The following is a 21411-nucleotide window of genomic DNA, read 5'->3' as shown; positions in this document are numbered from 1 at the left end:
CCGCCAGCGTTCGTCCTGAGCCAGGATCAAACTCTCCAAAGAATTTGATATAGCTCTTAAATTGACGAAGCTTGCGCTTCATTCAAAAATTGTAAAACTTTTTTTGCCTCATCGTTCAGTTTTCAAAGTTCGTCAGTTTAAATGGTGGGCCTAAGTGGACTCGAACCACCGACCTCACGCTTATCAGGCGTGCGCTCTAACCGGCTGAGCTATAGGCCCATAAAAAAGAATGGTGCACCCTGAGAGATTCGAACTCCCGGCCTTTAGATTCGTAGTCTAACGCTCTATCCAGCTGAGCTAAGGGTGCATATGGTGCGGTCGAGAGGACTTGAACCTCCACGGTGTTAACCACCACTAGGCCCTCAACCTAGCGCGTCTACCGATTCCGCCACGACCGCAGCGTATGAAATTAAAATGGTGAGTCATGCAGGGCTCGAACCTGCGACCCTCTGATTAAAAGTCAGATGCTCTACCAACTGAGCTAATGACTCAAATAAAAGCTGGGCTGGAAGGGATCGAACCTTCGCATGTCGGAATCAAAATCCGATGCCTTACCACTTGGCTACAGCCCAACGTAAATGGCGGTCTTGACGGGATTCGAACCCGCGATCTCCTGCGTGACAGGCAGGCATGTTAACCCCTACACCACAAGACCAGATTACGTTTTTATTTGAAATGGTGGAGGATGACGGGATCGAACCGCCGACCCCCTGCTTGTAAGGCAGGTGCTCTCCCAGCTGAGCTAATCCTCCATATATGGTGACCCGTACGGGATTCGAACCCGTGTTACCGCCGTGAAAGGGCGGTGTCTTAACCGCTTGACCAACGGGCCAGTGTATGTGTCTTCTAAGTAATTTTAAGTGGCGGAGACGGAGGGATTCGAACCCTCGCACCGGTTTCCCAGCCTACTCCCTTAGCAGGGGAGCCCCTTATAGCCTCTTGGGTACGTCTCCAAAATAAAATGGCTCCGCAAGTAGGATTTGAACCTACGACCTACCGGTTAACAGCCGGTTGCTCTACCACTGAGCTATTGCGGAACGTTGCTTGAAATTATCGAAGTAACGATTTATATTGTAACCGCAAACCAGAAACCTGTCAATCACTTTCTTAGAAAAACTTTTATTTCGCATGCCGTCTCTCGGCGACTTCTATAAGATATCACGGTACAAAAAGACCGTCAACACTTTTTCTAAAAAAAATCAGGTAAAATGAAAAACATTTTACCTGATTCGAGTTTCTTCTTATTAATTGTTTAACTGTTCGGTTCAAGCATCGTCAAACTAATTCGTCCCCGGTTGACATCGACCTGTTCAATCCATACCGTAACGATATCACCGACCGCCACGACATCTAACGGATGCTTCACGTAGCGATTCGATAATTTCGAAATATGGACGAGCCCGTCCTGTTTTACACCAATATCCACGAACGCACCAAAATCAATGACGTTTCGAACGGTCCCTTGGAATTCCATTCCGACTTGAAGGTCTTCAAGACTCATGACGTCCGTACGCAGTAACGGCTTTTGAATGTCCTCTCGTGGGTCACGTCCTGGTTTCGCTAACGACTTCAAGATATCCTCGACGGTTGGAAGTCCCGCATCTAATCGCTCACTCAATACATTCGCATCAACTTGTTGTAACCGTTCACGCAATGCAGCTGTTCCAACCTCAGCTTTCGAGGATCCGATTTTTTTTAAGATTGATAATGCGAGGGAATAACTCTCTGGGTGAATCTCTGTCTGGTCGAGAACGTCCTTCCCATTCATGATTCGCAAGAATCCAGCTGCCTGTTCGAACGCCTTCGCTCCGAGTCTTGGCACCTTCTTAATTTCTTTCCTTGTTTCAAAGCGCCCGTTCTCTTCTCGATATGCCACAATATTTTTTGCAGTCGTTTTGTTCAGTCCCGATACGTAAGTCAATAAAGACTCTGAGGCACGGTTCACATCGATTCCGACCATGTTAACCACGCTCTCCACGACAAATTCTAAAGATGTCTTCAGTTTATTCTGACTCACATCATGCTGATATTGCCCGACACCGACCGACTGTGGGTCAACTTTGACGAGTTCCGCCATCGCATCCTGGATTCGGCGTGCGATCGAGACGGCTGACCGTTCCTCTACTTTTAAGTCCGGAAATTCACTACGTGCGACTTCCGATGCAGAATAGACACTCGCTCCCGCTTCGTTCACAATTGCGTAAGCAATCTCACGCTCTGCTTTCTTTAACCAATCCGCAACGAATTGTTCGGTCTCCCTTGATGCCGTACCGTTTCCGACGACAATAACGGAAATCGGGTATTTTTTCGCGAGTCTCGTTAACACTTTCTCCGCTCCATCGATATCGTACTTCGGAGCCGTCGGATAGAAGACACCAACCTCTTCGACTTTTCCGATTTCATTGACGACCGCCCATTTGCATCCTGTCCGATATGCCGGGTCGATCCCCAAGACGACGACCTCGCGAAGAGGCGGTTGCATGTAGAGTTGCTTTAAGTTTTTCGAGAATACATCGATCGCCTGCTCCTCTGCCTTATCGGTTAACTCGCTACGAATCTCTCGTTCAATGGCTGGGAAGACAGATTTTTTATAAGCCTCCGTCACGGCCGCTTCGACAACTTCACGCTTCTCTTTCGGAAGTCGCTCATATGCACGAAGGACTTGATCCATGAAGCGTGTCTCGTCAAAAATGACTTTCACTTGAAGGACATCGGTACGCTCCCCGCGGTTCAAGGCGAGTACACGGTGTGGGACAATCCCAGCAATTTTTTCTTCATATTCATAGTACTGCGCAAAGATCTCTTTTTCATCTTCCGCTTGTTTTTTCTTCTTCGAACGCAACAATCCTTCTTTGCGTACACGGTCGCGAAGCATCTGGCGTAGTTTCGCTTCCTCGCCCCATTCTTCCCCGATGATGGCATGTACGAGCGGAAGGGATTCTTCTAGCGCTACATCCTTCGAGAGCTCTTCAACCACACCTGTCGAGTAAGGCGACTTGTCTCGGAACCAGTCCGCAAGCGGCTGCAATCCTTTCTCACGTCCCTGTTCCGCTTTCGTCCGCCGTTTCGGACGATAGGGTAAGTAGATATCTTCCACTTGCTGAAGGGTTGTCGCTGCCTCTAACGCCTTCGTTAGTTCAGGTGTGTTCTTTTCCAGCTCTTCTAACTTAGCCAAAACATCCGTTTTTCGCTTTTGAAGACTTTCTTCATATTGAAGGGCGTCCAAGATTGCTTTGATTTCGACTTCATCCAGGTTCCCCGTCATTTCCTTCCGATAACGGGCCATAAACGGAATCGTCGCCCCTTCAGATGCGAGCTGTTGAACCGTCTCTACTTGGTTCACTTTCAAGTTTAACGCCTTAGCCACTTTCGTAATCACTTGAATCACTTCCTTTTATGATCTCTTCCAAAGTGTAGCAAACATTCAAACAAAAAAGCGATGACTCGATTAGTCATCGCTTGAGAATACTTCATTGAGTGGGACTTTGATGGCTTCACGTAGCTTTTCGAGTGCCCGCCGTTGCAAACGGGAGACATGCATCTGCGAGATCCCAAGAAGTTCTCCAGTCTCTTTTTGACTCATATTCTTATAGTAGGCGCATTCTAAGATGGCGCGTTCCCGTTCATTTAAGACGTTGAACGCTTTCTCTAGAATGAGACGTTGGTCGACCGATTCATATCCACGCTCTTGGCTACCGACCAAGTCGAGTAACGTGACCGTACTGCCTTCGTTATCCGCTTCGATCGAACTATCGACCGACAGCGCTTGATAACTCTTGCCCATCTCAAGCGTTTCGAGAATTTCTTCGTCTGATACGCCAAGATGATCGGCAATCTCATCGATTCGTGGTGAGCGTTGCAATTCAGTCGTCAACTCTTCAACCGTCTTCTTAATTTTCGGTCCGAGCTCTTTGATCCGACGCGGAACATGGACACTCCATGTTTTATCGCGGATGAATCGCTTGATTTCACCGATGATGGTCGGGACGGCAAACGATTCGAAGCTACGTCCGAATTCTGGATCAAATCGACGGAGTGCCGCCAATAATCCAATCATCCCAACTTGCACGAGATCATCGTGAATCGCTCGTCCACGCGAAAACTTACGGGCGAGTGCTTCAACGAGGTCCGAATAGCGATTGATGAGTAGCATTTGCACTTCTTCGTTTTGATCGTCTTGTTGGTAGCGTTCAATCCACTCTAGTACCTCGTCATCACTGTGATGGCGTTGTTGAGATTTTGCTGGCACTCTGATCCACCTCGTCCCTGTTAAGGAGTTTTGTCATCGTCACTTTGACACCGTTGTCTTTATTGATCGAGACATCGTCCATTAACGCTTCGATAAGGAAGAGACCAAGTCCTCCTTCGTGGAGCGATTCAATTTCCGTCGTCTCTTCGACCGGAGCCGCTTGACGTTTCACATCATCTGCGAACGTCTTGCCTGAATCTTCAATCGTGATTTCAAGACGATCTGCATATACGCCACAAGCAAGTTTGACCTCTCCATCTTGATGATCTTCATACGCATGCTGAACTGCGTTGCCGCATGCTTCCGAGACCGCGATTTTAATATCCTCGATCTCGTCGTACGTATATCCCATACGGTTAGCGATTCCTGAAACGACTAATCGAACCACACCGACATATTCGGGTTTGGCCGGGAACGTCATGACCGTCTGTTCAACATTGTTCATTGCGTGCCACCTCTTACGTTCGAATTAATAGAAAGAAGTTTGTGAAGACCCGTCAATTCGAATAGACGATTGACTCGCTCCGTAACCCCGACAAGTGACAACTCTTTTTCGTTACGCGTGGCGATTTTCAACGCCCCGACGAACACACCGAGACCTGTCGAGTCCATATACTCCACTTCGTCTAAATGAACGACCACATCTTGCTCACTGATGGCCGGATGCAATACTTCTTTCAATTTTGGTGCAGTATATGTATCCACTTCTCCGGATACGTAAAGGTGTAATTGTTCTCCAATGACTTGCTCACGAATCGATAAATCCATCGTCTATTCCCTCCTAAATGTCCGTACAGATAAATTGAGTACGATTTACTTTAATTCCCCACTTTCGAAATCTTAAACCATTTTTTTAAAAATGTTTAAAAAAAGACCGATACCTATGTACCAGTCTTGATCTATGTAAGGCTAGAGAGGGATCAATCCCATACTAATCTCTAGCGCTCGGTCAACTTTATGCATCGTCTCATCATCGAGATGAGTGACTTTATCCGTCAGACGACGCTTATCAATCGTTCGAATCTGCTCAAGTAAAATCACAGAGTCTCTCTCGAGTCCATGCTTCTCTTGATATACTTCCACATGAGTCGGCAGTTTTGCTTTCTGAATCTGAGCTGTAATCGCAGCGACAATGACGGTCGGGCTAAAGCGATTGCCGATGTCGTTCTGTACGATGAGAACGGGTCGAACGCCACCTTGCTCTGAGCCGACTACGGGCGACAGATTCGCATAAAATACGTCACCACGCTTTACGATCACTCTGCTCACACCCCACTTACTTGACGTAAGAGAGCGTGTTCGGCTTCGGCTTCAATCGTTAGCATCTCTTCTGCCATATTCAAGTTAAACGCGGCCATCTCTTGATAGCCTTTCGCCAATTCTTCACGCAGTGTTTGTTGTCGATCAGCAATTTCTTTAGACAAGTATGTCACTACATCGTTCAAGGACAGTGTTTCACGGTCTTTCATCGAAATCGGACCCCCTTGTTGCGAGAACCGATCTGGGACGGACGCTAGCGCACCCGCAGTTCGCTGCTTCAACATCTTACACCTCCAGAATCGTTTCATGGACTGGCGGAAAATCTCCCGCGTTCTTTATCAATATAACACGCGGGAATGGGAAAATATAGAGAAATCGAGAAAGAATTCAGATAATTTCACACGATTTGTGATTCACACATAGTGACGCGGTAATCGACTCGTGAACTGGCAAACGATCTCATAGTTAATCGTCCCTAGATATGACGCAAGTTCATCAATGGCGACGTTTCCACCAACAAGTGTCACATCCATACCGACCGGAAACTCTTTTGGAAGTCGGATCATGAAGCGATCCATGCAGACACGCCCCACAATCGGACAACGAACACCATTTACTTCAACTTCAAATCCGCTCGCCTTCCGTAACCAGCCGTCCGCATATCCGACTGGGACGGTACCAATCCATTCATCGGTCGATGTCGTATAGGTCGCTCCGTAACTGATCGTTTGACCTGCCTCGAGACGCTTCACCTGCATCAGCTGGCTCTTCAACGTAAAGGCCGGGCGGAGGAACGAATAGAATGTTTCCATCTCATGTGACGGATATAAACCATAGAGTGCGATCCCGACACGGACCAGATTATAAGGAACGTCTTGTCCTGCCATTCGGATGGCCCCTGCTGAATTGGATGTATGAATATAGCGGAACCGCTCATGTAGCCCATCCATCAAGCGTTCGAAACGTTCTTGTTGTGTGTAGTACAAGTCGCTATCAAGTTCATCCGCTGTCGCAAAGTGGGTGTAGATGCCTTCAATGACAAATAAATCGTTCGCTTCTTCAAGCAGCGCATCAAGCTGCTCTCGCGTACGAAGACCGAGACGTCCCATCCCTGTGTCGACTTTAATATGGACCGTCAACGACTTTTCTTCTATATAATCAGCAGCTTCTTGTAACCATTCGGCAGAAAAAACGGACAACGTGACGTCTCGTTCTGCTGCAATCCCTGCATATTGGGGAAATTGCGCCTCCATGACTAAAATCGGCGCCTCGATCCCTGCATCCCGAAGTTCGATTGCTTCTTCTAATAAAGCGACCCCAAGCATTGTCGCCCCGTTCTGAAGGGCGATATTCGCTACTTCAACAGCCCCATGACCGTAGGCATTCGCTTTGACAACCGCCATGATGTCTTGCGGGATACGTTGTGTTAACTCTTGTATGTTATGGGCGATGGCCGCCCGATCAATCTCGATTCGACTAGGACGAAACATGTTGCCCCTCCTCTTCTAAGATGACTTGCGCGACGGCATATGCACTGCTATGACTGATGCTGACATGAATTCGTCCCGAAAACGGCGCAGTCATGACAGGTCGACCTGTCTCATCCGGTAAAATTTCAATGTGGCGCCACGATAGACCGTGCGCGATTCCGGTGCCGATTGCCTTGGCATAAGCTTCTTTTGCGGCAAACCGACCCGAAACAAACTCGATTTGACGCGGGAGTGGGTATTGTTGAACAAGCTCATACTCTGCATCGGTGAGCAGGCGTTTTAAAAAACGCGGTTGTTTCATCGAGCGAGCCATCCGATCAAGCTCGACGATATCGACTCCGATTCCTACAATCACTGGACACTCGCTCCTTTCCTTTTTTCCCTGTTTCCCTATACAATTGGAGAAAGAGGTGATGTTATGTTTAGTCGTACGGAAAATGTACAAACGTTTGTACGGGCATATCCACTCGTAACGCTGTTCATTGTAATCCAACTCCTTGTGTTTGTCATCGATTCTTTCGCTCCTGGTTTACGAATTGTGTCAACAGGCGGGTCGTTTCATTTGGCACTCGCCGACGGACAATGGTACCGCTTAGTGACGGCCAACTTTATTCATTTGAGTCTCGGCCACTTACTATTTAATTCGTTTGCGCTGATCATCTTCGGACCAGCGATGGAACGTATGATCGGGCATGTGAAGTTTGCTCTATTTTATGTATTCGCCGGGGCACTTGCCAACTTGTTCACCTACTTCACCGTCAGTAACTTGTTTTATCTACAAGCTGGTGCGTCAGGTGCCATCTTGGCCATTCTCGGATTCTATGTGTTCATTGGTCGCTTCCGCCGCACGTTGATGCTTAGCCAAGATGCCCGCTTGGTCTATATCTTCGTCGCCATCAGTGCCGTCTTTACACTCATCGGTTCGAACGTTTCGCTTTGGGGCCACGTGTATGGCTTCTTGGCAGGATTTTTACTTGCCATTCCACTCTCACGGTATGCCGTCCCGTATACACGCCCGATGCGCTACGGGAAGTATAAGCAACGTTCGTACGCGCCCCCAATTATTCATTCCGGGGACGGAAAATGGTTCTTCTACATTATTATTGGACTGGCAATCTTTGGCTTATTGGCGCAGTTCTTATAAGTTAAGTAAGGAAACAAAAAACGACCAAGCGGATTCGCTTGGTCGTTTGATTAGATTTGATTTTTATGACGAGCCTCTTGAAGCGCATCGACTAAGTCTTTCACGTCTTCGACGAGGTTTTGAATTGTATCTTGGTTTTCTTCGTAGAGCGATTTCCATTCCATGACTCGGTCTTTCAAGTTGCCTTTCGATGACGCTTGAAGACCGACCGCGTGTGCTTCTGTCGATGTGTTCGATGACTTCAACTTCGACTTCATGCCTTTCAATTGTCTCACTTGTTGATCGCGTGTTTCGCTATGGAGAAGTGATGCCGCTGCGCCGATTACTGCGCCCGCAGCCATCCCCAACCAGAAATAATTCTTGTTCATAAAAATCCTCCCCTAACATGACGTTATCTTTTATTATAGATTATCTGACTCGGTGACGACATAGTGTTTTATGACAGGACCTGCACCGCGCTGTTCGATCGCCCGTTTCAGACGATCTTCAAGCACCGCGTAGTCCGCTGTATCTCGGAAGTGTTTCCCTCCAGATGTAAATTGAATGAATACGACCGCATGATTGTCGTCCGGGTCGACACCTAGACGGTACGCCGAAAACCCATCATGACCGACCCCGAGCGGTGCCTTTTCCGTCAACAACTGATGAAACAGGAGCGAACGGGCATTTTCATCCGTCGGCACGTTCGCATATAAGATGTTTCCTTTTTTGACGAATTCGCCAGATGCCTCTTCAATCTCAAACACTTTTCCACTTTTGAACGGAGATTTCTCTCCTTCTGCGAGCAGGATCGTTTCATGTCCATTTGCCGCAATGACACCCGGCTCTTTCCGGAGACGCTCAGCCACACTACCTGACGCGAAGGTCATATACAGTTTAGACAAGCTCCTCACACCCTTTCGCGAGCGTGATGTCTTTCTCCGTGATGCCCCCTTCGTCATGGGTCGATACGGTCAATGTCACGTTCCGATACTCAATCAAGATACTCGGATGATGGTCGAGCGATTCAGCCAAATCCGCGACGAGATGGACGAACTGGATGGCTTCCGGGAACGTCTCAAGCCGATATGTCTTCTGAATCTCCCCGTTCACTTCTTCCCAACCGTTTAAACGTGACAGTTCATCTGTCAATTCACTTTGTGATAATACCATCGTCACAATCCCCTTTCCCTATACAGTCTACTGTCTTAATCTACCCAAACCGGAGAAAAATAATCTTCCGCGCATGATGTATAATGATTTAGAATGAGATGGATAGCCATCATTTTGATTACGAGAGAGGAGCATCTCCCATGCGCGCATTGATTGTTATAGATTATACATTTGATTTTATCGCAGACAGTGGTCGTTTGACTTGTGGGAAACCCGGGCAAGAGATTGAAGAACGAATTGTCGAGTTAATCAAAACGTTCTCAACCGAGGATTATGTCGTCATCGCGAACGATGTCCATGATGCAGGCGACACGTTCCATCCTGAAACGACGTTGTTCCCGCCTCACAATATTCGTGGGACGGAAGGTCGTGAATTGTATGGTTCGGTGAAAGAAGCATCCAAAACAGCTGACCATTGGATCGACAAGACACGGTACAGTGCGTTTGCCGGAACAGACCTTGACCTTCGTCTTCGGGAACGTGGGATTACAGAAGTTCATCTTGTCGGTGTCTGCACAGACATTTGTGTGCTCCATACAGCCGTAGATGCCTACAACCTCGGTTATCAAATCGTCGTCCACGCCGATGCCGTCCAAAGCTTCAACCCGGTCGGTCATGAATGGGCGCTCGAACATTTCGTCACGACTCTCGGTGCGACCGTCGTCGGAAAGTGACGTAAAACAGAAAGGAAAACATATGTTACATCGCAATTTAGCACTTCACACAGACCTCTATCTCCCACGCTGGATGTATATCTACTGGAAGCAAGGTCGCCATAACGAAAAGGTCGTCTTTGACCTGTATTACCGCTCGAATCCGTTCAGCGGTGGCTATGTCGTCTTCGCCGGACTCGAAAACATTGTCCACTACTTGGAGAACGTCTCGTTCACAGAAGAAGACATCGCTTATTTAAAAGCGCAGCTCGGCTTCGAAGACGAATTCGAAGATGTATTACGAAACTTTAAGTTCACTGGTTCACTATATAGTGTCCGTGAAGGAGAGGTCATCTTCCCACACGAGCAAGTCGTCCGAATCGAATCGACCATCTTTGAAGCAAAACTATTCCAAACAGCGCTACTCAATATCGCGAACCACGAATCACTCATCGCGACGAAGTATGCCCGAATTCGTCAGGCCGCTCCGAACGAGACACTGCTCGAAGGTGGAGCACGTCGCGCACAAGGCGTCGATGCCGCCTATTACGGGACCCGCGCCGCTTATATCGCCGGCTTTGACGTGACGAGTCTCGTTTCTGCCGGACGTGATTTCGACGTGCCGACAGGAGGGACGATGGAACATGCGGACATTCAGTTCCATGATGATGAGTTGAGTGCATTCCGTTCGTTTGCAGAGATGTATCCAGACAACACAAGTCTCCTGATTGATACGTATGACACACTCAAATCCGGTCTTCCGAACGCGATCACGGTCGCAAAAGAACTCGAGGCGAAAGGACACCGCCTCAAGTCTGTACGACTCGATTCGGGTGACCTCGCTTATCTGTCAAAACGCGCTCGGAAAGCGTTGAACGAAGCCGGTCTCGACTATGTCAAAATCGTCGTATCTGGTGATTTAGATGAATACGTCATTCAAGACTTACGCATGCAAGGTGCAGAAGCCGATACGTTCCTCGTCGGGACGCGTGGAATCACCGCTTATGAACAACCTGCACTTGGCATGGTCTATAAATTGGTCGCTCGTGAGGATGAATCCGGAGAATTAAAACCGGTCATCAAAGTGTCTTCTTCTAAAGTGAAGACGACGACCCCTCATAAAAAAGAGTTGTACCGTATTATCGACAAGGAGACGAAAAAGTTCAAAGGGGACTATATCGCCCTTGCCGACGAACCTGTCGAATCGTATAGCGAAATCGACTTGATTGACGTCCGCGACCCTGCCTTCAAAATCAAGACGCGCAACTTTAACGTCAAACGGTTGTTGCAACCGATTTTCCTCAATGGGAAACGTGTATACGACCTTCCGAGCACGACCGAGATTCGCGCTTATCATCATGAACAGATGAACGGACTCTGGGAAGAGTATAAGCGCCTCCGTTTGCCGGAAGTGTACTCGGTGACGTTCAGTAAACCACTTTGGGACTTAAAACTCGATATGATTCGCAAAACGCGAGTACCGAAATAAAAAAACGGTTGTGGGTACATTCCCACAACCGTTTGCTTATACCATCGTCATCTCGCCTGCTTGGCTTTGATCTTCTTTTCTCCGAAAGTAAAGCGCCATCGACAAAGAGAGCAATATCAAGACAAAATAGACGGTTCGTTGCCAAAACGTCGCTTCGGTGTCCCCTTGGAACAGTGCAATGATATAATCGCTCCCACTGACTAAAAATAGTCCGGCAAGCAAAAGAAAGATTCGATAGCCGGCCCGACTCCGCTCCCGTTTCACTTTGAAGAAAAGGACACCATAGTAGACGATCGCGAGAATCGTCACATACCCGATTACGCCAACAATCCAACTCATCTTGATGCCTCCCTCACTCTCTATTTTTCTGTTTCTTCCCCGTTATCTTAACACATTCTATTCGTCAGACTATGTTAAGATGGTCTAAAGAAAACGCGGAAAGGAACGATGCTATGAAAACGTTTCGCCTCGTCCAAGTCCGTCTCGTTCAAGACGAGTACGGCAATGAACTTAATTTACCAATCGATTTGCTCGACGGGTTGATCATCTCGAAAGAACATGATTCAGAATGGTTGCTCGAGATGCTCGTGCCGACCGAATCGGCCGTCACGCTTCACCATTACTTAAACAAACGAATCCTCATCCTCGCTGAAGCCATCATTACATCTCCGACGAATGCGCCTGCCGCACTCGCCTTGACCTTCACGAGTGAACGAGCCCTGAGCGATCACCATACGTTCGTCGCCGAAGGACTCATGTTAAACCCAAAACAAGATGCGACGAAACAAGTGCTCGACTCTCTCATTCAAGAAGGGGTCGCCACGTCGAATTTGAAACCCGCCTTCTTCGAGAAGAAAGTGGAGATTCAACAATCGTTCAGTCGCTCTGCCTTCAATCAATTGGTCAAAACCGGGTCATTCGAGTAATCGAATGGCCTTGTTTTTTCTTTCCCCAAAACCATTCCCCTTTCAAACAAAAAAGACGGAGAAAGGAGCTCCGTCTCACACATAGATAAAGAACAAGATGACCATCATCGTCATTCCAATCACTTTTAAGAGCGTGCTACCGAGAAACGCGAGAACTGTTCCCACACCGATACTCCATGCTTCACGTGTCGTCTTTCCGAGTGTTAACTCCGCCAAAAATGCGAAAACAAATGGGAAGATGAGGACCCCGACGAGCGGGAAAATGAACGGTCCGGCAATCAAGCCGATGGTCGCGCCCCATTTCGCTCGTTCTGACCCTCCACGTTTATCCACTGTAGCTCTGGTCACAACGTAGTCCACCACAAACAAGAAGATGAGGAAGACAGACTGCCATACCCAGAATGTCCAAGTTAACGGCTCAAATGAAAAGCCGAATCCGTAAATCATGTACCCGATAAACAAGAACAAGACGCTAGGGATGACCGGGTAAATGAGTCCGGCAAAAGCGACCACAAATGATGCGATGATGAATACCCATAGTAAGGTCGTCATGACATTTTCCTCATTTCATGATGGCCGGATCGGTGATATGGTCAGCAACATTAATCGCCTTCACCTCAAACTGGCCATGTTGATGGATGATATAGTTCGAGCAGGCGTTTCGCATCGCATGACGGAACGTATACGTGTCATCGATCGCTGAGAGCGCTGCTTTAATCGCATGTGAATGGCAGACGACAATGATCCGTTTTCCGGGATACATCTCTACCAAATGTTCCATTCCTTCTAGGACGCGAGCACGCATCTCATCCTCTGATTCGAGACCCGGAACGCGACGCTCGTCATCGGCCTGCACTGCTTCATAAATACCTTTCACAGGTTGTCCGGACGCTGCTCCAAACTCGCGTTCAATAAATCGCTCGTCCAATCGAATCGCATCATGCTCAATTCCGCAGGCTGTCGCAATTGCCTGTGCTGTATGAACCGCACGCGTTAATGGACTAGAAACGATGAGATCCCATGTTTCTTGACTCAAAAAAGCTGCACTCTCTTCTGCCTGTTGACGTCCGAGTGCATTCAACGGATTGTCTTCACGTCCTTGAATAATTTCTAAACGATTCCAATCGGTCTGACCGTGTCTCACTAAACATAACTCTGTCACTGCTTCCACTCCTTACTCTTTCAATCATCCCCCATCGTACCATCTTCCCTAAAAATCGCAACTTCAGACAAGGCATTCGTCAATGAAACGATTGATCCGTGCCATCAACTGTTCTTCTTTGATCGGGTTGTCTGATTGTAGGAAACTCGCCAGCGAATGTGTCCCATTCGGAAACGAGATAAGCTGAACGTTCGCGCCGACATCACTCGCATGCTCGACGAAATGAAGGGCTTGACCGAACGGCACAATCGGGTCTTTCTTTCCGTGTAACAGTAAAACAGGTGGGGCATCGGCATATAAATGGGAGACTGGTGAGCATTTCACCATTAGTTCACGCCATTCTTCACGGCTTCCTTCATAAAACTTCAGATGAGCCAGCCATGTTTGAATAAATTTGAACAATAAAAAGTTCGTCGGCGGATACAAGGCGATGACTCCTTTGATTATCGGAAGATCATCCCCGAGTTCACCTACAAATTGTTTGTGACGATCGAGCGCAGTCGCGAGCATTAAAGCAGCTCCAGCAGAGTCGCCCCACACGAGTAACTGACTCGTATCGAGGGTGAGTAATGATTCATGCTGTTTTAAATAGCTAAGCGCATCCGAGACATCGATAATATTATCAGGGAAATACACCCCGTCCTCAAACAAGCGATAATCGATACTGACAACGGCGATCCCTTTCCCCAAAAAGTGATCGAGTAACGGATGGAACAGCGTGACCATGCTGCGGCTCCCTCTCACAAATGCCCCCCCATGTGCATAGACCGCTACCGGGAACGGTCCCTCCCCTGGTGGGAGATACAAATCAAATTGGAGCGGACGATCATTGACAATCTTATACGTATACGTGTGGCGCCGGCGTGTTGTCGGTCGAATCGGCAATTCGGGCTCTTGCCATCTGACAAGTGACCCATACTGACTCCACACGCTAGCCCCGGCTGCCGTCGCTGCGGCCAGTGCCGCACCCCCGACAAACCAGGCAGTCTCCTTTCTCATACAATCCACTCCTCGTTCCTTTTTTTAATCATATTCCCGCTTTTTTCAAAAATCTATCCATCAGAAGTCGGACTTGACGTGCTCCGAAGGTCACACTATAATATTACTCGCAGTCATAAAACGTAACAGTTACGATTTAATATTCAGATAATTTGAAAGGTGGACGATGGAAGATGAAGAAGACTTGGCTAGGCGCTGTCGCGGCCGGCACGCTTTTACTTGGCGCGTGTGGAAATACCGAAGGAGACAACGCATCCGAATCGACAGATCAGAAACTAACGGTCTACGCTTCGACTTTTGCCTTAAAATCAATGGCAGAGGAAATCGGTGGTGACCGTGTCAACGTGGAAATGGTGATCCCACCTGGAGCAGACCCGCACACATATGAGCCGACTTCTAAACAGATGACTCAAATTGCAGAAGCGGACCTCTTTTTGACAATCGGCCATGACCTCGAACCTTACGTCGAGTCCATGGAGAAGAGCTTGGAAGGGCAAAACGTCGCTTTCGTCAAAACGGCAGAGGACGTGACGTTGCTTGATGCAGCAGATACCGTCCATGTTCAAGGCGAGGATGAACATTCTGAGGACGAACATGCTCACGAAGAAGAAGGTCATGCCGAGGATGAGCACGCTACCGAAGAAGAAGCGCATGCGGAAGACGAGCACGACCACGGACAATATGATCCTCATGTTTGGCTCGATCCAACGAACGCTGTGTCGATGGCAGAAGCTGTCGAAGCAGCTTTCAGTGAAGAAGCACCCGACTATAAAGACGAGTTCTCAGAACGGTTGAGTGCATTTAAGGATGAGGCAAACGCCCTCGATGCAGAGTTAACAGCAGCGGTCGAGAACGGTTCGAAGTCAGAGTTGCTCGTCACACACGCGGCATACGGCTATTTGGCTGAACGATATGGTTTCGATCAGTTGCCAATCGCCGGACTCACACCTTCTGAAGAACCATCGCAACAAGCTCTCAAACGAATCATCGAAGAGGCGCGTCTCCATGACTTGAACTATATCGCATTTGAAGATACAGTCACACCAAAAGTGGCCGAGGTCGTGAAACAAGAAATCGGCGCAGAAAGCGTGACGATTTACAACTTGGAATCTGTCACAAAAGAACAGATGGATAAGAGCTATTTTGACTTGATGCGTGAAAACGTCAAGGCACTCGAGACAGCTTTGAAATAATCAAAATCCCGAAACGAACGGATTCGTTTCGGGATTTTTTATACTTCGATCCGGCGGTCCAGCGTTTTCATCGTGACGAAAAGAAGGAGCAGGAGTGACACAATCACACTCATCATCCATACATCTTCATGCATGAAGGATGACCACTCCCAGTTGTCCGTGCTCAGTCCGAACCACGCTTGACTGACACCCACTCCAATCAGTCCGAATAGACTAAACCGAAACCATGTCATCTGCGGGACGAACCGTTTGCTAACGAGGCAACTATTCAACACTAAAAGCCCAACGTAAGCAATCAATAGAAAATTCCACGCTGTGTCAAATAGAGCTGGTACCGTCCCACCCGCCACCGCGTATCCCCACGTCAGCATTAAGACGATAAATGAGATGAGAGTGATGCGATAAAGCGACACACTTTTCGTTTGATGGGCGAGAAACGGGTTGATGAGAATACCAAGCCAGATGAGTGTGCCGAACACGTCCATGATTGAATCCCCCTTTTATCCATTTTTTTACATTATACCATGTTGGATTCATCATTACTCATAATAAATGAGGACGAGTTCTTCTTGGGATGCGGCCGTCTCACAGAACTGTTGCAACTTTGTCCAATCTTCCCAAATCGTCTCAAACTCATCTTTCGGTACGAGCGCCATATCTTTCACATCATCCCGTCCGAACGCATGCAACGTGTCTTTGACGATGTGAAGCAACTGTGGGGTCAAGATCCCGACCACGACTGCCTGTGCTTCATTCACAATTAACTCCTCACCGACGAGCGCCATTTCCATATTGTATGTGTCAGCCCCATCGATATACACCTCGATTTGACTGAGCACGCGTTGAAACGATTCGACATTCGGGAGCGTTAACGTATCGTCCCGATCACGGTATTGCTCATGCATATGAATCAACCAGTCTAAAATCATCTCCGGATCTTGATTAAATGACACCCAAACTTCTGGGGAAACACGTACATAATGCGTCGTCTCCATACATGAACGCCCCCTTTTTATGACATTACCCGTCTTGTATACGTAAAAAAACCGCCTACGTGAATTCGTAGACGGTTCCATTCATCAAGAACGACTTGTTCCTGTTTTTTGTTCTTCTGTTTCGCTTTCCCAAGCTTCTACATACTCACGACCTGGAAGGTTTTCTACCGAGTCGACATAGAAAACCGGATCTTGTCCTGCTCGACGCTGTGACAAGTAGTCGTCAAGAACGGCTCGAGCCACTTTCGCCAAGCGGAAGATCGCGTACAAGTTGACGAGGGCCATGAGACCCATGAACACGTCAGCAATCGACCAGACGAGGCCAGCAGAGCGGACCGCACCAAACAAGACCATTCCAACGACACCGATGCGATAGAGCGTGACATAGATTTTTTTATCCGAGATGAACTGAATGTTCGTCTCGCCGTAGTAATAGTTTCCAAGAATCGAACTGAATGCGAACAAGAAGATCGCAATCGTCAAGAACGATGTCGCGACCGAACCGACCTCTGCTGTCAACGCCGCTTGCGTCAATTCGACACCGGCGAACGATTCTGAACCGGCAACACCTGAAATCAAAATGATCATTGCTGTCGACGTACAAACGAGCAATGTATCCACGAATACGCTGAACGATTGAATCAAACCTTGCTTAACAGGGTGTGATACTTCCGCTGTCGCAGCGGCGTTCGGCGCAGAACCCATCCCTGCTTCGTTCGAGAAGAGACCACGACGAATCCCTTGGAGTACCATCGCACCGATTGCACCACCGAAGAGTTGCTCGATTCCAAGAACTCCTTCTGAGAAGATGAGGCTGAATACGTCTGGTAAGAGGGATACGTTTGTCACCATGATCCAAATCGCGAGCAAAATGTAGCCACCCGCCATGACTGGAACAATGATGCTCGACAAGAGCGCGATTGATTGAATACCACCGAATACGACAATTGCCGTAATGATCGCGAGGACAACCCCGACGACTGTCGTGCTGATGCCGAATTGGTTACTCACAGAAAGTGAAATCGTGTTCGACTGAACAGAGTTAAACGCAAACCCGAACGAGAACGTGATTAAAATCGCGAACAAGACACCGAGCCAACGTTGACCGAGCGCACGCTCCATGTAGTAAGCCGGACCTCCGCGCCATGTGCGTCCGTCACGAATTTTATACACTTGTGCCAATGTACTTTCGACAAATGCAGATGCTGCTCCAATCAAAGCGATGAGCCACATCCAAAAGACTGCCCCTGGGCCACCTAGCGCAATCGCTGTCGCCACACCGGCAATGTTTCCTGTTCCGACACGTGCTGCCGTCCCGATTGCAAACGCTTGGAACGAAGACACTTGGCCTTTCTCACGTTCTGTACCTTCTTTAAACAAAAGGCGGAACATCTCAGGAATCATGCGGAACTGAACGAAGCCCATACGGACCGTGAAATAAAGACCTAATGCGACAAGTACGACGATGAGCACTTGTGACCATAACAAATCGTTCGCCTGCGAAACGAGGTTCTCTACAAATTTCTCCATACTAATCCTCCATCATTCTAAAAATCTCAACAGAAAAAGTCATGTTAACTTTTTTAACATGACTAGAATTATAGGTAAATTATACGAAAATTGCAATATTAATTCGTTTTCTCGTATATATGAACTTCCTTCAAATCGTATCTCACCAACAAAAAACGAATCGGATTGCCCATCGCAACCCGATTCGTTATACAGTTCATTTAGATAAAGAGGTTTAAGTTTCCGCCCTCTGCTGCACCGAGATACGCCGCAACACCACCGAGGTCGACCCCATCAATCAACTCTTCTTCTTTGATCCCCATGACGTCCATTGACATCGTGCAGGCTACCATCTTCACGCCTGCCTCTTGAGCTGACTTGATCATCTCTTCGACAGAAGGGACGTTCTTGTCGCTCATGACTTTCTTCATCATTTTTTGGCCGACACCACCGAAGTTCATGTTCGAGAGTGGAAGTTCACCGGCATGTCCTGGCATCATCATGCCGAACATTTTCTCAAGACCTTGTTTCTTCACTTCCGGCGCGTCCGGTTTGCGGATGACATTGAGTCCCCAGAATGTGAAGAACATTGTTACTTCTTTCCCCATCGCTGCAGCACCTTGCGCAATGATGAGAGATGCGAGCGCACGGTCGAGATCACCGCTGAAGACGACCATTGACGCGCCATCTCCTGTTGGAGCGCCCGCTTGCGGCGCAACCGGACCTTGTCCTTTTTGAAGGATGGCTTCGACGCGTCCGTTGACGAATTGTTTCGAGACAAGTTTGTTACCTGTCTTCTTCGCCCATGCTTCGATATCTGCGAAGAACCCTGGGTCACTTGCGAGGACACGAAGTGTTTCGCCTTCTCCAAGTTCTGCAACTTTTTTATTTACTTCTAAAATTGGTCCCGGGCATTGTAAACCACATGTGTCTAAGATGACCGCTTCACCGATTGGTGCGTTCGTCATTTGTGTTGGCTCCTCTTCTACAACGGTAGCCGCTGTTTCATTTGATGTGTTCGCTTCTTCAAGCGCCTCGAAATCACGATTGATTTGTGACCATGTTTTATAGCCACCGCTCAAGTTTTTCACCTTGAAGCCGTTTTGACGCAAGATGCGTGATGCGAGATATCCACGAAGACCGACTTGGCACGTCACATAAATCGTTTCGCTTCGGTCATAGTTGTCTAAGTTTTCACGTAATGAGTTAAGTGGAACGTTGATCGATCCTGGAATCTTCCCAAGTTCATGTTCTGATTCGTCACGGACGTCAAGTAACGTCGCTCCGTTCTTCACGAGCTCATCGATTTCATCCCAATGCACGACTTCGTTATCACCGAGTACGACGTTAGAAGCGACATACCCAATCATGTTGACCGGATCTTTCGCCGAGCTGAACGGTGGTGCGTAACTAAGTTCGAGGTCAGGCAGGTCGAGGACCGTCAAACCGCCTTTCATCGCTGTCGCAATGACGTCGATTCGCTTGTCGACTCCGTTGATCCCGACACCTTGTGCACCGTAAATCTCACCCGTTGTTGGGTGGAATAAGAGTTTGAGTGACACCGGTGTCGATCCTGGATAGTATCCGGCGTGCGAACCCGGGTGTACGTGAACAGCTTCATACGTCTTACCGGCTGCTTTCAAACGTTTCTCGTTCCAACCAGTCGATGCGACCGTCATATCAAACACTTTCGCAATTCCTGTTCCCATTGTTCCGTTATATTTCACGTCACGACCGTTAATGATGTCGGCAACGAGACGACCTTGACGGTTCGCTGGCCATGCGAGTGGGACGACAGTTGGCTCTTGGAAGACATAGTCGAGCACTTCGACCGCATCTCCAATCGCGTAAATCGATGGATCAGATGTGAGCATTTTTTCGTTCACACGAATCGCACCGCGCGTACCTGTTTCAAGTCCCGCTTCACGGGCAATCGTTGACTCCGGTGTGACCCCAATCGACATGATCACCATGTCTGTATCGATGACGCGACCGCTCGACAAATGAACTTTCTTCCCTTTTTCAGAGAATGAAGAAACGCCATCAGACAATTGAAGCTCGACACCATGAAGACGTAAATGTTCATGAATCGGCGCGACCATCTCACGGTCGAGTGGCGTCATGACTTGGTCCGCCATCTCGACGAGCGTCACATCAACCCCACGCTCACGTAAGTTCTCTGCCATCTCAATCCCGATGAAGCCCCCACCAATTACAGTCGCGTGTTTTGGTGCTTTGTCATCGACATAGCCACGGATTTTATCTGTGTCTGGAATGTTGCGAAGCGTGAAGATGTCTTCCGCCTCGTCGATTCCAGGGATGTTCGGACGAATCGGCTTCGCTCCCGGTGAAAGGATGAGGACATCGTATGACTCATCGTACGTTTCGCCTGTTTGAACATGCTTCACCGTCACTGTTTTCTCGTCACGGTTAATTTGAACCACTTCCGTCAAGTTACGGATATCGAGTTGGAAACGTTTGTTCATCCCTTCAACCGTCTGGACGAGCAATTTTTGACGATCTTGAATGACGTCCCCGATGTAATATGGAAGACCACAGTTAGCGAATGAGATGTACTCCCCACGGTCAAACATGACGATTTGATTTTCTTCATTTAATCGACGAAGACGCGCTGCTGCAGATGCACCACCCGCTACTCCACCGACGATTACGATTTTTTTACTCATTGTCCATTTCCTCCTCTGACGACTTCTCCTGGCCAACTCATCAAGCCATCTTCTATATTGACCACTTTATAGCCTTTTGCCTCCATTTGCCAAGTCGCTTGCGTGCTGCGTGCACCAGAGCGGCAAAGAACGACATATTCTTCAGCAGGGTCGAGAGTATCGATCCATGTTGTCATTTCTGATAACGGATAGTTTTTGGCACCTTCGATATGCGCTTCTTGAAACTCGTCGCGTTCACGAACGTCGACGATGTTTACTGGCACTTCAAAGTCCATTTGACGTTTTAAAGCAGATGCTTTCATCATTAATCTACCTTTCTATTTTCGATTTTATCTATACCATTCGGCTTGGTAGCTGGCGCTCAATAAAGTTTGTGATTTATTGAACATTTCGCTTCCACGTCATTAATATACCCCCTCAGGTATTCAAATGCAAGAAATAAGTTTGACGAAATGTAGAATTTTTCATCACCCCTTCATAAAGTAGTTGATGCTCGACACATA

General features: G+C 48.0%; 25 protein-coding genes and 10 tRNA genes. 5 read left to right on the top strand and 30 right to left on the bottom strand.

All coding sequences use genetic code 11. The annotated features are described in order from the left end of the window. Positions 1-142 precede the first annotated feature (142 nt). The 18 genes from KNO86_RS10675 to acpS form a co-directional block, all read right to left on the bottom strand. Positions 143-219, bottom strand: a tRNA-Ile gene (locus KNO86_RS10675). A gap of 11 nt (positions 220-230) precedes the next feature. Then, positions 231-307, bottom strand: a tRNA-Arg gene (locus tag KNO86_RS10670). A 3-nt stretch (positions 308-310) separates the two neighbouring features. After that, positions 311-398, bottom strand: a tRNA-Leu gene (locus KNO86_RS10665). Between the two features lie 17 nt (positions 399-415). Beyond that, positions 416-491, bottom strand: a tRNA-Lys gene (locus KNO86_RS10660). A 9-nt stretch (positions 492-500) separates the two neighbouring features. Beyond that, positions 501-572 (bottom strand) — tRNA-Gln (locus tag KNO86_RS10655). 7 nt (positions 573-579) lie between these two features. Then, positions 580-655, bottom strand: a tRNA-Asp gene (locus tag KNO86_RS10650). Between the two features lie 21 nt (positions 656-676). Continuing rightward, positions 677-752, bottom strand: a tRNA-Val gene (locus tag KNO86_RS10645). 5 nt (positions 753-757) lie between these two features. After that, positions 758-832, bottom strand: a tRNA-Glu gene (locus tag KNO86_RS10640). 29 nt (positions 833-861) lie between these two features. Further along, positions 862-953: transfer RNA gene (locus tag KNO86_RS10635), tRNA-Ser, on the bottom strand. 9 nt (positions 954-962) lie between these two features. Continuing rightward, a tRNA-Asn gene (locus KNO86_RS10630) sits at positions 963-1037 on the bottom strand. Positions 1038-1252: 215 nt separating this feature from the next. Further along, positions 1253-3379: a Tex family protein gene (locus tag KNO86_RS10625; RefSeq protein WP_214696027.1), complete on the bottom strand. Its 2127-nt coding sequence runs from the start codon at positions 3377-3379 to the stop codon at positions 1253-1255. A gap of 69 nt (positions 3380-3448) precedes the next feature. Then, the gene (gene sigB / locus KNO86_RS10620; RefSeq protein ID WP_015880560.1) at positions 3449-4249 is read right to left on the bottom strand and encodes an RNA polymerase sigma factor SigB; all 801 of its coding nucleotides are present in this window, start codon (positions 4247-4249) and stop codon (positions 3449-3451) included. Then, positions 4215-4694, bottom strand: a complete 480-nt coding sequence (gene rsbW, locus KNO86_RS10615; RefSeq protein WP_214696024.1) for an anti-sigma B factor RsbW — start codon at positions 4692-4694, stop codon at positions 4215-4217. Before rsbW ends, sigB begins: the two co-directional genes overlap by 35 nt. After that, positions 4691-5017 (bottom strand): STAS domain-containing protein, encoded by a 327-nt coding sequence (locus tag KNO86_RS10610; protein WP_214696023.1) that lies wholly within the window; start codon positions 5015-5017, stop codon positions 4691-4693. Before KNO86_RS10610 ends, rsbW begins: the two co-directional genes overlap by 4 nt. Before the next feature lie 141 nt (positions 5018-5158). After that, a complete protein-coding gene (locus tag KNO86_RS10605; RefSeq protein ID WP_026824472.1) occupies positions 5159-5509 on the bottom strand; it encodes a type II toxin-antitoxin system PemK/MazF family toxin in 351 nt (116 codons plus the stop codon). Positions 5510-5514: 5 nt separating this feature from the next. Beyond that, positions 5515-5793 carry a hypothetical protein gene (locus KNO86_RS10600; RefSeq protein WP_026824473.1) on the bottom strand — a complete coding sequence of 93 codons (279 nt, stop codon included), beginning with the start codon at positions 5791-5793 and terminating at the stop codon, positions 5515-5517. 129 nt (positions 5794-5922) lie between these two features. Next, the gene (alr, locus tag KNO86_RS10595; protein WP_214696021.1) at positions 5923-6999 is read right to left on the bottom strand and encodes an alanine racemase; all 1077 of its coding nucleotides are present in this window, start codon (positions 6997-6999) and stop codon (positions 5923-5925) included. After that, positions 6986-7354 carry a holo-ACP synthase gene (gene acpS, locus KNO86_RS10590; RefSeq protein WP_214696019.1) on the bottom strand — a complete coding sequence of 123 codons (369 nt, stop codon included), beginning with the start codon at positions 7352-7354 and terminating at the stop codon, positions 6986-6988. Before acpS ends, alr begins: the two co-directional genes overlap by 14 nt. 63 nt (positions 7355-7417) lie before the next feature. On the opposite strand from acpS, the gene KNO86_RS10585 reads away from it, so the two are divergent. Next, positions 7418-8143: a rhomboid family intramembrane serine protease gene (locus KNO86_RS10585; protein ID WP_214696017.1), complete on the top strand. Its 726-nt coding sequence runs from the start codon at positions 7418-7420 to the stop codon at positions 8141-8143. A gap of 50 nt (positions 8144-8193) precedes the next feature. Here KNO86_RS10585 and KNO86_RS10580 read toward each other — a convergent pair whose 3' ends face one another. From KNO86_RS10580 to KNO86_RS10570, 3 genes are read right to left on the bottom strand one after another with little or no spacing between them, the layout of a single operon-like run. Further along, positions 8194-8511, bottom strand: coding sequence for a hypothetical protein (locus KNO86_RS10580; protein WP_214696016.1), 318 nt, complete (start codon positions 8509-8511; stop codon positions 8194-8196). A gap of 33 nt (positions 8512-8544) precedes the next feature. Further along, the gene (locus KNO86_RS10575) at positions 8545-9027 is read right to left on the bottom strand and encodes a hypothetical protein (protein ID WP_251126986.1); all 483 of its coding nucleotides are present in this window, start codon (positions 9025-9027) and stop codon (positions 8545-8547) included. Continuing rightward, entirely contained in the window at positions 9020-9295 is a 276-nt protein-coding gene (locus tag KNO86_RS10570; protein ID WP_214696014.1) for a 4a-hydroxytetrahydrobiopterin dehydratase, read from the bottom strand. Before KNO86_RS10570 ends, KNO86_RS10575 begins: the two co-directional genes overlap by 8 nt. A 140-nt stretch (positions 9296-9435) precedes the next feature. Here KNO86_RS10570 and KNO86_RS10565 point away from each other — a divergent pair, with 140 nt between their 5' ends. Both KNO86_RS10565 and KNO86_RS10560 read left to right on the top strand, forming a co-directional pair. Then, positions 9436-9969, top strand: coding sequence for a cysteine hydrolase family protein (locus KNO86_RS10565; RefSeq protein ID WP_214696012.1), 534 nt, complete (start codon positions 9436-9438; stop codon positions 9967-9969). A gap of 22 nt (positions 9970-9991) precedes the next feature. Then, positions 9992-11437: a nicotinate phosphoribosyltransferase gene (locus KNO86_RS10560; RefSeq protein WP_214696010.1), complete on the top strand. Its 1446-nt coding sequence runs from the start codon at positions 9992-9994 to the stop codon at positions 11435-11437. 36 nt (positions 11438-11473) lie between these two features. Here KNO86_RS10560 and KNO86_RS10555 read toward each other — a convergent pair whose 3' ends face one another. Further along, the gene (locus KNO86_RS10555) at positions 11474-11776 is read right to left on the bottom strand and encodes a 7TM diverse intracellular signaling domain-containing protein (RefSeq protein WP_214696008.1); all 303 of its coding nucleotides are present in this window, start codon (positions 11774-11776) and stop codon (positions 11474-11476) included. 113 nt (positions 11777-11889) lie between these two features. On the opposite strand from KNO86_RS10555, the gene KNO86_RS10550 reads away from it, so the two are divergent. After that, a complete protein-coding gene (locus KNO86_RS10550; protein ID WP_214696006.1) occupies positions 11890-12363 on the top strand; it encodes a YwpF-like family protein in 474 nt (157 codons plus the stop codon). Between the two features lie 75 nt (positions 12364-12438). Here KNO86_RS10550 and KNO86_RS10545 read toward each other — a convergent pair whose 3' ends face one another. The 3 genes from KNO86_RS10545 to KNO86_RS10535 form a co-directional block, all read right to left on the bottom strand. Then, complete coding sequence (locus tag KNO86_RS10545; protein ID WP_214696004.1) at positions 12439-12915, bottom strand: DUF456 domain-containing protein; 477 nt, start codon at positions 12913-12915, stop codon at positions 12439-12441. A gap of 10 nt (positions 12916-12925) precedes the next feature. Continuing rightward, positions 12926-13525, bottom strand: a complete 600-nt coding sequence (locus tag KNO86_RS10540; RefSeq protein ID WP_214696002.1) for a histidine phosphatase family protein — start codon at positions 13523-13525, stop codon at positions 12926-12928. Positions 13526-13588: 63 nt separating this feature from the next. Next, positions 13589-14524, bottom strand: coding sequence for an alpha/beta hydrolase (locus KNO86_RS10535; RefSeq protein ID WP_214696000.1), 936 nt, complete (start codon positions 14522-14524; stop codon positions 13589-13591). Between the two features lie 173 nt (positions 14525-14697). On the opposite strand from KNO86_RS10535, the gene KNO86_RS10530 reads away from it, so the two are divergent. Next, positions 14698-15717 (top strand): metal ABC transporter solute-binding protein, Zn/Mn family, encoded by a 1020-nt coding sequence (locus KNO86_RS10530; protein WP_214695992.1) that lies wholly within the window; start codon positions 14698-14700, stop codon positions 15715-15717. A gap of 38 nt (positions 15718-15755) precedes the next feature. On the opposite strand, the gene KNO86_RS10525 is transcribed toward KNO86_RS10530, so the two are convergent. The 5 genes from KNO86_RS10525 to KNO86_RS10505 form a co-directional block, all read right to left on the bottom strand. Beyond that, a complete protein-coding gene (locus tag KNO86_RS10525) occupies positions 15756-16202 on the bottom strand; it encodes a hypothetical protein (protein WP_214695990.1) in 447 nt (148 codons plus the stop codon). Positions 16203-16256: 54 nt separating this feature from the next. Continuing rightward, positions 16257-16712 (bottom strand): hypothetical protein, encoded by a 456-nt coding sequence (locus KNO86_RS10520; protein ID WP_214695988.1) that lies wholly within the window; start codon positions 16710-16712, stop codon positions 16257-16259. A gap of 84 nt (positions 16713-16796) precedes the next feature. Beyond that, positions 16797-18242 (bottom strand): alanine/glycine:cation symporter family protein, encoded by a 1446-nt coding sequence (locus KNO86_RS10515; RefSeq protein ID WP_214695986.1) that lies wholly within the window; start codon positions 18240-18242, stop codon positions 16797-16799. Positions 18243-18442: 200 nt separating this feature from the next. After that, positions 18443-20908, bottom strand: a complete 2466-nt coding sequence (locus KNO86_RS10510; protein WP_214695984.1) for a CoA-disulfide reductase — start codon at positions 20906-20908, stop codon at positions 18443-18445. Beyond that, positions 20905-21210 carry a rhodanese-like domain-containing protein gene (locus KNO86_RS10505; protein ID WP_214695982.1) on the bottom strand — a complete coding sequence of 102 codons (306 nt, stop codon included), beginning with the start codon at positions 21208-21210 and terminating at the stop codon, positions 20905-20907. Before KNO86_RS10505 ends, KNO86_RS10510 begins: the two co-directional genes overlap by 4 nt. Between the last annotated feature and the right edge of the window lie 201 nt (positions 21211-21411).

Source organism: Exiguobacterium sp. s160, from assembly GCF_018617575.1.
Classification (GTDB): domain Bacteria; phylum Bacillota; class Bacilli; order Exiguobacteriales; family Exiguobacteriaceae; genus Exiguobacterium; species Exiguobacterium aestuarii_A.
The sequence above is the reverse complement of the archived record's forward strand: the minus strand, read 5'-3'. Positions and strand labels throughout refer to the sequence as shown.